The 12,360-nt window shown below is 58.4% G+C and carries 15 protein-coding genes and 1 tRNA gene; 10 read left to right on the top strand and 6 right to left on the bottom strand.

The genetic code is table 11. From position 1 onward, the window contains the following. Positions 1 to 33 precede the first annotated feature (33 nt). The gene (locus ACFY9W_RS05830; protein WP_225778857.1) at positions 34 to 273 is read left to right on the top strand and encodes a sulfurtransferase TusA family protein; all 240 of its coding nucleotides are present in this window, start codon (positions 34 to 36) and stop codon (positions 271 to 273) included. 20 nt (positions 274 to 293) lie between these two features. Beyond that, a complete protein-coding gene (locus ACFY9W_RS05825; protein ID WP_391127017.1) occupies positions 294 to 1,364 on the top strand; it encodes an AI-2E family transporter in 1,071 nt (356 codons plus the stop codon). A gap of 123 nt (positions 1,365 to 1,487) precedes the next feature. On the opposite strand, the gene ACFY9W_RS05820 is transcribed toward ACFY9W_RS05825, so the two are convergent. Together ACFY9W_RS05820 and ACFY9W_RS05815 are read right to left on the bottom strand one after the other, a co-directional pair. Further along, positions 1,488 to 1,961, bottom strand: coding sequence for a redoxin domain-containing protein (locus ACFY9W_RS05820; protein ID WP_391127013.1), 474 nt, complete (start codon positions 1,959 to 1,961; stop codon positions 1,488 to 1,490). A gap of 10 nt (positions 1,962 to 1,971) precedes the next feature. Beyond that, entirely contained in the window at positions 1,972 to 2,532 is a 561-nt protein-coding gene (locus ACFY9W_RS05815; protein WP_003254741.1) for a glycine cleavage system protein R, read from the bottom strand. A gap of 259 nt (positions 2,533 to 2,791) precedes the next feature. On the opposite strand from ACFY9W_RS05815, the gene dapA reads away from it, so the two are divergent. The 5 genes from dapA to ACFY9W_RS05790 all read left to right on the top strand — a co-directional run bounded on the left by dapA (position 2,792) and on the right by ACFY9W_RS05790 (position 6,497). Then, positions 2,792 to 3,679 carry a 4-hydroxy-tetrahydrodipicolinate synthase gene (dapA, locus tag ACFY9W_RS05810; RefSeq protein WP_391127010.1) on the top strand — a complete coding sequence of 296 codons (888 nt, stop codon included), beginning with the start codon at positions 2,792 to 2,794 and terminating at the stop codon, positions 3,677 to 3,679. A 15-nt stretch (positions 3,680 to 3,694) separates the two neighbouring features. After that, positions 3,695 to 4,816 (top strand): outer membrane protein assembly factor BamC, encoded by a 1,122-nt coding sequence (bamC, locus tag ACFY9W_RS05805; RefSeq protein ID WP_391127007.1) that lies wholly within the window; start codon positions 3,695 to 3,697, stop codon positions 4,814 to 4,816. After that, positions 4,817 to 5,575 carry an MBL fold metallo-hydrolase gene (locus tag ACFY9W_RS05800; RefSeq protein ID WP_019098480.1) on the top strand — a complete coding sequence of 253 codons (759 nt, stop codon included), beginning with the start codon at positions 4,817 to 4,819 and terminating at the stop codon, positions 5,573 to 5,575. It begins immediately after the preceding gene. 30 nt (positions 5,576 to 5,605) lie between these two features. Continuing rightward, positions 5,606 to 6,316, top strand: coding sequence for a phosphoribosylaminoimidazolesuccinocarboxamide synthase (gene purC, locus ACFY9W_RS05795; RefSeq protein ID WP_011535129.1), 711 nt, complete (start codon positions 5,606 to 5,608; stop codon positions 6,314 to 6,316). A 91-nt stretch (positions 6,317 to 6,407) separates the two neighbouring features. Beyond that, a tRNA-Ser gene (locus ACFY9W_RS05790) sits at positions 6,408 to 6,497 on the top strand. 895 nt (positions 6,498 to 7,392) lie between these two features. On the opposite strand, the gene ACFY9W_RS05785 is transcribed toward ACFY9W_RS05790, so the two are convergent. The 3 genes from ACFY9W_RS05785 to ACFY9W_RS05775 form a co-directional block, all read right to left on the bottom strand. Further along, a complete protein-coding gene (locus ACFY9W_RS05785) occupies positions 7,393 to 7,599 on the bottom strand; it encodes a hypothetical protein (RefSeq protein ID WP_391127003.1) in 207 nt (68 codons plus the stop codon). Between the two features lie 39 nt (positions 7,600 to 7,638). After that, entirely contained in the window at positions 7,639 to 8,211 is a 573-nt protein-coding gene (locus ACFY9W_RS05780; protein ID WP_391127001.1) for a recombinase family protein, read from the bottom strand. 719 nt (positions 8,212 to 8,930) lie between these two features. Next, a complete protein-coding gene (locus ACFY9W_RS05775) occupies positions 8,931 to 9,158 on the bottom strand; it encodes a helix-turn-helix domain-containing protein (RefSeq protein WP_391126999.1) in 228 nt (75 codons plus the stop codon). Between the two features lie 144 nt (positions 9,159 to 9,302). Here ACFY9W_RS05775 and ACFY9W_RS05770 point away from each other — a divergent pair, with 144 nt between their 5' ends. From ACFY9W_RS05770 to ACFY9W_RS05760, 3 genes are all read left to right on the top strand, one after another. Then, entirely contained in the window at positions 9,303 to 9,578 is a 276-nt protein-coding gene (locus ACFY9W_RS05770) for a hypothetical protein (protein WP_391126997.1), read from the top strand. A gap of 11 nt (positions 9,579 to 9,589) precedes the next feature. Next, positions 9,590 to 10,111 carry a hypothetical protein gene (locus ACFY9W_RS05765; protein WP_391126995.1) on the top strand — a complete coding sequence of 174 codons (522 nt, stop codon included), beginning with the start codon at positions 9,590 to 9,592 and terminating at the stop codon, positions 10,109 to 10,111. A gap of 156 nt (positions 10,112 to 10,267) precedes the next feature. Continuing rightward, positions 10,268 to 10,654: a hypothetical protein gene (locus tag ACFY9W_RS05760; protein WP_391126992.1), complete on the top strand. Its 387-nt coding sequence runs from the start codon at positions 10,268 to 10,270 to the stop codon at positions 10,652 to 10,654. Between the two features lie 433 nt (positions 10,655 to 11,087). Here ACFY9W_RS05760 and ACFY9W_RS05755 read toward each other — a convergent pair whose 3' ends face one another. Beyond that, positions 11,088 to 12,335 (bottom strand): DUF5906 domain-containing protein, encoded by a 1,248-nt coding sequence (locus ACFY9W_RS05755; RefSeq protein ID WP_391126989.1) that lies wholly within the window; start codon positions 12,333 to 12,335, stop codon positions 11,088 to 11,090. Between the last annotated feature and the right edge of the window lie 25 nt (positions 12,336 to 12,360).

Here is a 12,360-nt window from a genome sequence, read left to right as displayed (position 1 = left end):
CAGCAGTCTGGCAATGCCTTTGGAGACCCTGCAATGAGTGACACCCTGACCTGCGACGCCGAACTGGACGCCAGCGGGCTGAATTGCCCTTTGCCGCTGCTGAAGGCCAAGATGGAGCTCAACCGCCTGGCCAGCGGCGCGGTGCTCAAGGTGATCGCCACGGATGCCGGGTCACAGCGTGACTTCCGCACTTTCGCCCGGTTGGCCGGTCATACCCTGCTGCAGGAAACGGCCGAGGCCGGCACCTACACTTACTGGCTGCGCAAGGCCTGAGTCTTTTCCAAGGATCGTCAATGTTCAAAGTGCTTCGCGACTGGATGCAGCGCTACTTCTCCGATGAAGAAGCGGTGGTGCTGGCGGTCCTGTTGTTTCTGGCTTTTACCGCGGTACTGACCTTGGGCGGCATGCTGGCGCCAGTGCTGGCGGGCATGGTACTGGCGTTCCTGATGCAGGGCCTGGTCAACGCTCTGGAGCGGGTGCGGGTACCGACCCGGCTGGCGGTGATGCTGGTGTTCGCCCTGTTCATGGGCGCGCTGGCAGTGTTCATGCTGGTGTTGGTGCCGCTGCTGTGGCACCAGCTGATCACCCTGTTCAACGAGCTGCCGGGCATGTTGGGCAAGTGGCAGTCGTTGTTGTTGCTGTTGCCCGAGCGCTACCCGCACCTGGTCTCGGACGAGCAGGTGCTGCATGCCATCGAGTCGGTGCGCGGGGAGATCGGCAAGTTTGGCCAGTGGGCGCTGACCTTTTCGCTGTCGAGCCTGCCGTTGCTGGTCAACGCCATGATCTACCTGGTGCTGGTGCCGATTCTGGTGTTCTTCTTCCTCAAGGACCGCGAGCTGATCGGCCGCTGGGTCAGTGGTTACCTGCCCAGCCAGCGTGCCTTGCTGAACCGGGTGGGCAGCGAGATGAACCGGCAGATTGCCAACTACATTCGTGGCAAGGGCATCGAAATCCTGATCTGCGGCATTGCCACCTATATCGCCTTCATCAGCCTGGGGCTCAACTACGCCGCGCTGCTGGCGCTACTGGTGGGGCTGTCGGTGGTGGTGCCGTATGTGGGCGCGGTGGTGGTGACGGTGCCGGTCACGCTGATTGCGCTGTTCCAGTGGGGCTGGGGCGACCAGTTCATCTACCTGATGACGGTGTACGCGATCATTCAGGCGCTGGACGGCAACGTGCTGGTGCCGCTGCTGTTCTCCGAGGCGGTCAGCCTGCACCCGGTGGCGATCATTTGCGCGGTGCTGCTGTTTGGCGGGTTGTGGGGGTTCTGGGGGATTTTCTTTGCCATCCCGCTGGCGACCTTGATCAAGGCCGTGCTGGATGCCTGGCCGCGGCAGGAGCCTAGCGTCTCACCGATGCTTTGATGTTATTGGGGCCGCTTTGCAGCCCATCGCGACGCAAGGCCGCTCCCACATTGATCGGCATACGCAGGGCCTTGTGGGAGCGGCCTTGCGTCGCGAAAGGGGCGCAAAGCGCCCCCGGCAATCTCAAGCCTTGCTCAGGGCCTGGGCAGCCGCCAACACGGCATCCACATGCCCGGGCACCTTCACCCCACGCCATTCCTGGCGCAGCACACCGTTCTTGTCGATCAGGAAGGTGCTGCGGTCAACGCCCATGTATTCCTTGCCGTACAGCTTCTTCAACTTGATGACGTCGAACAGCTGGCACAGGGCCTCGTCCTTGTCGCTGATCAGCTCGAACGGGAAGCCTTGCTTGGCCTTGAAGTTCTCGTGCGACTTGATGCCGTCACGCGATACGCCGAACACCACGGTGTTGGCGGCGGCAAAGGCGTCATGCTGGTCACGGAAGCCCTGGCCCTCGGTGGTGCAGCCCGGGGTGCTGTCCTTCGGGTAGAAGTACACCACCACTTGCTGGCCCTTGAGCTCGGCCAGGCTGACGGTTTGCCCGCTGGTGGCCTGGGCCTGGAAGTCGGCGACGGGTTGGTCGAGTGCTACAGCCATGGTGGTTTCCTTACATGGGGTTCTGTGGGCGCCAAGGCTCGATCAGCGCGTCCAGGTTCAGGGCATCGGCAAAGTCCAGGAACTGGTCTCGCAACCAGCTGATCTGGGTGCCGGCCGGCAGGATCACGGTGAACTGGGCGTTGAGCATGCTGCTGCCGGTCTGCGGGGCCAGGTAGGTGTCGCAGGTCATGGCTTCCAGCTCGACGCGGTGGTCGAGGAAGAACTGGCACAGCTCGTTGATGATGTCCGGGCGGTAGGCGGCGCTGACGTAGGCCACGTACGGCAGGGCTTGCGGGCGTACTTCCTGGTCGGCGCTGCGCACCACGTCCAGGGTCAGGCCGTGCTTTTTGCCCAGGCCCGGCAGGGTGGACTCCAGGCGTGCAAGGGCGTCCCAGCTGCCGCCCACCTGCAGCACCAGGGCGCTGGTCTCGCCGTGGCGGCTCAGGCGCGAGGTGACCACCGCGCAGCGGTTCTCGAAGGCAGCGCGGCTGAGGACGTTGGCCAGTTCCATGGGGTTTGGGCCCAGGGCACTGATGACAAGGAATTGTTCGCGGACGGTGGGGGTGGACATGCAGCGTTCCTAAAGCGATGAGCGGTCGGTACAGGACGGGCGAAAGCCTCCTGTCGGCAGGGCCCGGGGCTCGCATGCGAGGTTGTGGACGCTGGCGGGGAGCAAGGTCGACGGCCCGGCGGGCCGCGCTGCACCGATCAAAGCATCAAGGGTAGCGAAATAAGGCGCCGAGGGGAATGCTCCGCCCGCCTGCTTCGCTTGTGCAAGGCCGATGCCCCCAGTACCATTACGGCTCTCTTTTTCCGGCAGGAGCAGTTACATGATTGCGGGCAGTATGGTGGCATTGGTCACACCCATGGATGCACAAGGGCGTGTGGACTGGGGCAGCCTCGACAAACTTGTAGACTTCCACCTGGAAAACGGCACCCATGCGATCGTCGCTGTCGGCACCACCGGTGAGTCCGCCACGCTGGATGTCGAAGAACACATCCTGGTCATCAAGCACGTGGTCGAGCGCGTCAAGCGCAGCAGCCGCCGTGTTCCGGTCATCGCCGGTACCGGTGCCAACGCCACTGCCGAAGCCGTGCACCTGACCCAGAACGCCAAGAGCGCCGGTGCCGACGCCTGCCTGCTGGTGGTGCCGTACTACAACAAGCCGACGCAAGAAGGCCTGTACCAGCACTTCAAGCACATTGCCGAAGCCGTCGACATTCCGCAGATTCTCTACAACGTACCCGGCCGCACCTCCTGCGACATGCAGGCCGAGACCGTGATCCGCCTGTCGACCGTGCCTAACATCATCGGTATCAAGGAAGCCACCGGCGACCTGGTCCGTGCCAAGGCCATCCTCGATAGCGTCAGCAAGGACTTCATCGTCCTGTCCGGCGACGACCCGACTGCCGTCGAGCTGATCCTGATGGGCGGCAAGGGCAACATCTCTGTTACTGCCAACGTCGCCCCGCGCGAAATGGCCGATCTGTGCGAGGCCGCCCTTGAGGGCAATGCCGAGAAGGCCCGCGCAATCAACGAAAAACTCATGCCGCTGCACAAAGACCTGTTCTGCGAAGCCAACCCGATCCCGGTGAAATGGGCGCTCGTCGAAATGGGCCTGATGCAAAAGGGTATTCGCCTGCCACTGACCTGGCTGAGCGAAGGCTGTCACGAAAAAGTCCGTACTGCCTTGCGCCAGTCCGGCGTACTGGTTTAAGAGGAAGTACACCGCATGAAGCGACTGGCTGGTCTTTCCGCCCTTGCCCTGATTATCTCCAGCACCAGCGGGTGTGGCTGGCTGTGGGGCGAAGATGGCTATTTCCGCGACCGCGGCAGCGACTACCTGCAGGCGCACCCGACCGCGCCGATGCAGCTGCCGCCGGACGCCAGCAACGTCAAGCGCCTTGATCCGCTGCTGCCAATCCCGCGTAACGTCGCCGACGATCACGTCGCAGGCGAGTTCGAAGTGCCGCGCCCGCAACCGCTCACTGGCGGTGCTGCCCAGGTAACCGACTACAGCCTGCAGCGCAGCGGCAGCAGCCGTTGGGTGCTGGCCCAGCATTCGCCGGCCGAAGTGTGGCCAGTGGCCCGGCAGTTCTTTGAAGACAACGGCTTCCGCATTGCTGAAGAGCGCCCGCAGACCGGTGAATTCAACACCACCTGGCAGCGCTTCGACGAGCTGTCGGCATCGCTCGGTCAGCGCCTGGCCAGCACTGCCAGCAGCGGTGACAGCGAAGTGCGCGTACGTGTGCGCATGGAGCCTGGCGTGCAGCGCAACACTTCCGAGGTGTATGTGGTCAGCGTCGAGCGCCCGGCCGGCAGCACTGCCGAGCCTGGTTTCCCGTCCACGTCCAGCAACACCGGCGCCGATGCCCTGCTGGTCGACGAAATGCTTGCCAGCATGAACCGCAGCGCCGAGAAGGGCGGTTCGGTGTCGCTGCTGGCCGCGCGTGATTTCGACGCGCCAAGCCGCGTCAGCCTGAGCGAAGACGGTAGCGGCAACCCTGTGCTGTACCTGGGTGCCGACCTGGACCGCGCCTGGTCCGGTGTGGGCCGTGCCCTGGAACAGGGTGGCGAGTGGCGCGTCGAGGACATCAACCGCAGCCTGGGCCTGTACTACATCAACCTGTCTGAAAAGCCTGACGACAAGCAGAACCAGCCTGGCTTCTTCAGCCGCATGTTCGGCAGCGAGCCAAGCAAGGAAGAGCGTGAAGCCCGTGCCGAGCGCTATCAGGTTCGCCTGAGCAAGGTGGGTGAGAGCGTGCAGGTCACGGTCGAGAAAAACATCAACACCGTGGCTCCGGCCGATGTCGCCCGCCGCGTGCTGAGCGCCATTCAGGACCACTTGGGCTAAGTGCGCTTCGCGGTACTCGGAAGCGGCAGCCAAGGGAACGGCACGCTGATCGCCAGTGGTGACACGTTCATCCTGGTCGATTGCGGGTTTTCCCTGCGCGAAACCGAGCGGCGCCTGGCGCTGCTCGGTGTATCGGCAGCCCAGCTCAGTGCGGTACTGGTGACCCACGAACATGCCGACCACGTGCATGGGGTGGGCTTGCTGTCACGGCGCTACAATGTACCGGTCTACCTCAGCCAGGGCACTTTGCGCGGCATGCGCAAGCCGGTGGAGGTGGCCGGTTTTCTCGCTTGTGGCCAAAGCCTGCGTATCGGCAGCCTGGAAGTGACCGCGGCGCGGGTTGAGCACGACGCCTACGAGCCGTTGCAATACGTGATCAGCGATGGCCAGCGGCGCTTTGGCATGTTGACCGACCTGGGTTCGTACGACGCGCTGTTGCTGGAGCGTTACCAGGGCCTGGATGCACTGTTGATCGAGGCCAACCACTGCCGCGACCTGCTGGCACGCGGTCACTACCCGGCCTTCCTGAAGCAGCGGGTGGGTGGCATGCAAGGGCATTTGAACAATCACCAGGCTGCGCGCCTGGTACACGAGTTGGGCTGGAACAACCTGCAGCACCTGGTGCTGGCCCACCTCAGCAGCAAGAACAACCTGCCACACTTGGCCCGCCAGTGCTTCGTCGACACCCTTGGGTGCGACCCGGACTGGCTCCAGGTGGCGAATCAGGAACACGGGCTCGACTGGCGCGAAATCGCCTAGCCCAACACCTCAAGCAAGCGGAGCCCAATCATGGAAAAACGCGACGAACTCTACCGCGGCAAGGCCAAATCGGTTTACAAGACCGACGACGCCGACCGCTTGATCCTGCTGTTCCGTAACGACACCTCGGCGTTCGACGGCAAGCGTATCGAACAACTCGACCGCAAAGGCATGGTGAACAACAAGTTCAACGCCTTCATCATGCAGAAACTGGAAGAAGCCGGCGTGCCGACCCAGTTCGACAAGCTGCTGGGCGACAACGAGTGCCTGGTGAAGAAGCTGGACATGATCCCCGTCGAATGCGTAGTGCGTAACTACGCTGCCGGCAGCCTGGTCAAGCGCCTGGGCGTGGAGGAGGGCATCAAGCTGGAGCCGTCCACCTTCGAACTGTTCCTGAAGAACGACGAGAAGGGCGACCCCTTCATCAACGAATCCCACGTTGTTGCGTTCGGCTGGGGCACCGCCGAGCAGCTGGTCGAAATGAAAAAGCTGTCGCTGAAAGTCAACGAAGTGCTGAGCAAGCTGTTCGATGATGCCGGCCTGCTGCTGGTCGACTTCAAGCTGGAGTTCGGCGTATTCCACGGCCAGATCGTGCTGGGCGACGAGTTCAGCCCGGACGGCTGCCGCCTGTGGGACAAAGAAACCCGCAAGAAGATGGACAAGGACCGCTTCCGCCAGGGCCTGGGCGACGTGATCGAAGCCTACGAAGAAGTTGCCAAGCGCCTGGGCGTGCCGCTGTAAGCGGCGCGTTCACGCAAGCGCCTGATACCACGCGATTTTTTTGAAAAAAAGATTTGCGTTTTCAAAAAACGCTGGTAAGATGCGCGGCATTGGAGAGATGCCGGAGTGGTCGAACGGGACGGATTCGAAATCCGTTGTACTGGCAACAGTACCTAGGGTTCAAATCCCTATCTCTCCGCCATTATACGTGAAGCCCCGCAGATTAAGGTCTGCGGGGCTTCTTCGTTTCTGGATTGTACGTAGCAATTGTACGTAGTCGTACCTACATCCCTAGTCCGATTTACCGGCGAATTGCTGCCCCCTTGGTTCCGGCCCCAGTGAACAGGTTTCCGCAGATGCGTCTTGGCGGTTAGGATGGGCGACATCCAGCCACGAGATGCCCTTCTAATGAGAAATCCAAGAGCACTTACTGTCAGCCTCGAAGCTGAGTCTGTTGAACATTTGCGTAAGCTCCTTGAGTTGGCTTTGTTCGACTTGGACAAGCTAATAGAGAAGTCTAGGGATCGGGAAGAGGGGGAGTCTGTCCCAGTTGCTATGGCTGGGGATATGGGAAGTTACAAGATTGTATATAAGTTGGGTTCCCACGCAGCGGTGGACGCTCACGCCGGTTTGCTTGAGCAAGGGTATGAGCGAAGGGAGTCAGCAAGGTGGACTGGCCGGGGTTACAGTGTCTACAGGCACGCGGAACAAGCGGCGGTACGTTTGTATATCGATGATGGTCGGATCACAGAGCATGATGAGGCTGAGCACGAGGCCAATATCTTTGCATTCTGACTTGCCGCCACCGTGCCGGACCCATGTACTGACTTCTTCAATGACTACCTGAAACGCAGTCTGTTTCATTAGTAGTATTGGCGCGCTTCACCGAATGCTAGCCTCTCGCCAAGGGATTACCTCCTGAATTTTCAAACGCGACCTCTGCCTTTCGTAAATGGCACTTGCGGATTCAGGGACGGAATATAGGGGGGGGGCTGGGCAAACGGCTGAAATCAGGCTGAATAGCGGTCGAGATTAAGCCCCATGACCCATGCTATTGGCATCTCTAAAAGGTGCCTATGAAATATGGCCTATTGCCATCACTGTCGTAGCCGCTCTATGGCCGACGCAAGGGCTTCAGCATTGGTATCCATCGCCTGAAGCGCGACCATTGCGTTTTCAAAGGTGTTCTCTGAGCCTCTGGCCCTCAACCACAGGGCTATTTCTTCAGTGCTCGCCCGTATAGCCTGCTGGTTCATATGCAGGGCCTCAAGGGCATCTGCGATTGCCGCGTCCCGGTCTTCCATGGCTTGCTCACTCTAGGGCTGATATCGCAGCGTAGGGCCTTACAGCACCTTGTTCCAGTGTCGTTTGATCGTAGCAATACCTACTTTCATCGCGGCAGCAGCTTCGCTCTGAGACAGCCCTTGGGCTTTCTGTTCTTGCACGGCCTTGGTTGTGCGCACAGCGGCAGGACGCCCCAGAATCTTGCCGTCGTTCACTGCCCTCTTTAAGCCTTCCTTTGTACGCTCTGTGATGCGGTCACGCTCGAAGGCTGCAACGGCTGCCAGTACCGTTAATTGAAGCTTTCCGGCTGCACTGGTGAGGTCTACACCTTCTAGATCGAGGCTCTTTACATGGATGTTGCGGGCTGCCAGTACCTCTATGGTTGCAAGAACGTCTTGCACATCACGACCCAGGCGGTCGAGCTTCAGTACTATAAGTGAGTCCCCAGCTTCCATCCGGTCTGCCATCTTTGAGAACTCGGGACGGTGAAGGGCAGGCATGCCACCAGAGACTTGCTCTGCAAACCAGCGTTGCGGCTGGATGTCGAATCCCTTCTGCTGCAAGGCGAGTAGCTGATTGTCAGTTGACTGCTCCAGCGTGCTCACGCGGCCATATGCGAAGGTGCGGCTCATAGATGTCATCCTTGGTATCAAATAAAGTGGGATCATTATCTATTGGTATCAACTATATGTAAACCCCCACTTTATGATGCCGATTTACCCTGCTGATTAATGGCATCAACAAACGGTCGTTTAGTGATCCCTCCCGCGTTAGGCAATGAGCCGCAGTAACAGCAGACTGGCCGCTATGCTCAGCCCCACTACAGCCACCACACTAATGACGACGGCAAGGAGCAGGTAACGATCATTGTTCATTGCGACCTTCCAAAAATTGCAAACGGGACTAAGGCCAGGCTACCCAGCCCGGGGACAAATGTGTACCCGCATATGGGGCTAGGGCCTGATCCGCAGGTACATGAAAAGCGCCACTCCATCCACGGCTAGCACGGTCGCAGTGATGAAGAATAGGAGGCAGTGGTCCATAGGCAGCATTTGCACGCTTCTCCTGCTCCCCGATGTGTGAGGCTTCACTCTGACAGAGCAATCTTCGTTCCACTTACACCGTGTGGCGACATTGGCTTGACCCACCTGTAGCGAAAGCCCCGTAACTAGGGGCTCAGGCGTTTGCCAGGGGTGTCATTACCGGAAGTGAGCCCCAGAAGGGATTAGATAGTAGCTAGTTCTGTGATTAGTAAACGAGGGGTGCAGGGAAGGCGCTGAGCGCACATTTGCGTCGAGCTTAACGCCTGATGAGCCTGAAGAGTCGAGGCCCGTCTAAAAGGAAGCCCTAGTCAACCTCGGATGATCGTTTCAACGTCCGCGATAAGGGCGGATGGCTTGCATCCCAGAGCGTCAGCTAGCTTGAAGATAATCGTGATCGTGGGTTGGTTGATGCCCCTCTCAATTAGACTCACGTAGTTCCGCTGGATACCAGCCTCAAGCGCCAACTGTTCCTGAGAGAGCTTGGCGTGCTTTCGACGCACGCGAAGAGCCTTACCGAATGCCAAGCCAGCGTCCACACCACATCCCCTCTATCTGAGGGGTGAACTCTCCGATTCAGTGGCGCATAGGTCTTCACAGTATATTGTGAATTTACAGCTTGCCGTGGCATCATCCGCCCTGAGCAATAGCACGGTGCTATTGCGCGGGCTGGAGTGTTGTTGGTGAAAGGACGATTGCAGGGCTTGGTGGTTGCAGGGGCGGCGCTACTGATCGCTGGTTGTGCTCAGCCGCAGTACAAGATGGTGAAGCCAGGGGCATCAGATGAAGTCGTGATGCAGGATGATGCCAAGTGCCAGAACCAGGCTGCCATGATCCAAGTGGCAGACTGGGAGTACCGTGGAACGTTTGCTGAAGGCGCCAACATCCAGATGAAGCAGAACAAAGCCTACCAGAACTGCATGGTAGGCAAGGGCTATAGCTCGATCAGGGTGCAGTAGGGAAGATGACCATGAATCGCAGTGTTAAAGCCGTGGCTGCTGCCTGTGTATTGGGTCTACTGTCGGCCTGTTCCCAATCACGATATGAGCCAATCGTGTACACAGATGCTGCACCTGCCGAGCGGTGGACGTTCACGCCGATTGAGGTCAAGTACAAAGACGCCCAGTCCCCGGCCTGGAACTTTGAAACGGTGCTTCAGGCGAGAGCCTGGGAATGCAGTCGGCAGGCAGATATGGGTTACATCCTGTACAGCCAGCTTCGTGGGTATGGATCGAGTAAACGGCCAGATGAGAATGCTCAAGCCCTAGCTGATTGCCAGCAGTACGCCTACCAGCAGGGGAATGAGGCTATTGCTCGCCTCAAGCAAGCCAAGGTGTCTGCAAAGACCCTGGATCTGAGCAAGGACCTGTATGCGAAGTGGTCGGCCTACCTGGCAGGGATGTCTATCTCTGCTCCGAAGGACCGCCTAGCAGCGAATCAGTATGAGGCCAGTAGACGTGCCCTGCTGGCAGAGGACAAATTCAGCCAGTAGCTCGCACGCAAGGTGCGGGTGAAGCCAGATCGTGAGCCCTGCAAGGCAGCAGTTGAGTAAGACCCGAGGAAGACCCTTAGTAAGACCACACGTAAGACCTGGGAAGACCTTGAACCTAACTTATTCAACTGAGCTAAATTGAAGGAGCTTTACATTATGAACGACCAGTACATACCGACCGACAGCAGTGACGACAACGAACCACCATTCGTCTACCTGAGCCAACTCATGTTTAGCAAGCTTGCCGAAGTGGGCGTTGCAGCTCCTAGCTTCATACAGGTGATGTTAGTACTTATGAAGAGCCTTGACCCCGATGGATGCGTAGAGGTATCCCTGGCGGAGGTGGTGCAGCAGTGCAACACTCCGTTAAAGAAGGTTAAAGCAGGCATCTTGGGGCTCGCTGGAGCTAAACTTATTGAGTCGCTGAATCTTAGCGCTCTGGCGGAAGGCACCGTAAGTTGTAGAATGAGCCCCGATCTTGTTCGCTACGGTAAATCTAAAGGGCCGAGCTTCCCACTGGGAACCCCAACGCAAGCTGAGTGATCATTTGCTGGCAGTAAGCTGGCATCATCATATTGCGGCCTAGGATGTGGCCGCATTTCAGCTTCATCGTTGCAAGGTCGAGGTCTAAGGATTAGCACTTCGGCCTCGATGGAGCTCACATCCCCCAGCGGGGGATATTGGCCGGGAACCGTTCTGATGGGCGGGAGAGTAGATCCCCGCAATGCGAAGGTTAGAGAATTGTACACGCTAGCCGCATAGCGGCTTTCCGTTCGTGGCTTAGCCACTCACTCACGCGAATACCGTCCACTCCGTTCCCGGTATATCGCGTAACCCTAACCATATATATAAAAAGACGTAGTGAAAGCGTCACGAGCGTCACGGATGCCCCAGACCCCGTGAATCCTGGGGTTTACCGGCGTGACGCTTTGTTTGTCGAAGCGTCACGGTAGCGTCACGAGTGTCACGATAAGCGTCACGCGGCATAAGCTTTTTGAAGCTCGGCAGGCGTAGAAGTCTCGGACAACCCAGCAGCCAGCCCAGTCGGCGTAATCCACCAGCGGGCAAGATTTGTACGCTTCTGCTTGCACCCCAGCTTCGCCAGTTCCTTGCCAATGGCGTGGTTTGAAACGTCGGTTGTCGAGGCCAACTTGTAGGCATCCTCGATATCAGCAGCCTTTAGTACCCGCACATCACCGACGTATTCAGCCACAAACTCAGCTAGCTCTTCGCGTGGGCTAAAGCCGATCATCTCTTTCTTGCTAGTCGTCATAGGGGCCGAGCTAGTTGGGTAGAAGTTGGTCAGGTCGATCTGCTCAAGGTAGTCACGTACAAGCTGGAAGCCATCAGCCTCTAACCATGGGCGTAGCTTAGCGTTAAGGAAATGCCCAGTCTCACTAATGTCCACCCGATGTTTGATGAACTGCGGCACCCAGAACCGGCGATCTTCGGCTTCAAGGTCAAGCGGAACAAGGTCGTTACTGGTAACAATGAAATTAAGGTAATTCTCCACGCTTACAACCGGCTGATGCTTACGGTTGAGCGTAAACGTACTATTGCCTTGGATCGATTTTAAAGCGTTCGCTGTGGCCTCGCCACTTCGGTACAATTCGTCAATTACGACAAACGTCTTGCCTTCCAGTACTTCATTAAAGTCGCCAACCACGCTCTTTAAAGTTGTGTTGGCCACGCTCTTCCTGCCCAGCAGACCAGTCATAAGGCACTCAGCAAAGAACCCCTTCCCTATAGAGTGATCGCTCCGCAGTAGGGGGGTAACGATGAGGCGGCGGTTAGGGTAGCGTACCGCCCAAGCCATCCACCGAGTAAAATACGCACGCTCTTCGTGATCAGGGAACCAGCGGGTCAGGAACTCAAGGAATGGTTCTACTTGATCCTTTGTTACTTTCTCGCCAGACGGTTGTAGCTCAGGTGCCTGCCATAGATTCAGCAGGTTACCGGGTAGGATGTGTGGCGCTAGCGGCTTGAAACTATCGCCAGTGACAAAGTTGAGCGGCAAGGAGTCGCCTTCCTTGAGTTTTGAGCCGCCTTGGGCCCTGTAGTAACTGAGCAAGATAAACGGATCAGACTGGATGATCCCAGTCAGCACATCCCGGTAACTTGCATAGGTGGTTTTAGAGGGCACTCGGATATAACGATCCTTGAGTGCTTGAAGGGCTTGCTCTTCTTTCGCCTGTGGGGCGAGTTGTACTACGGTTGCAGACATATCCTCTCCTTAGTGTGAGATTGTG

Source organism: Pseudomonas sp. NPDC008258 (assembly GCF_042956345.1).
Lineage (GTDB): Bacteria > Pseudomonadota > Gammaproteobacteria > Pseudomonadales > Pseudomonadaceae > Aquipseudomonas.
Note: the sequence above shows the minus strand (reverse complement) of the source record. Positions and strands in the feature narration are given on the sequence as shown.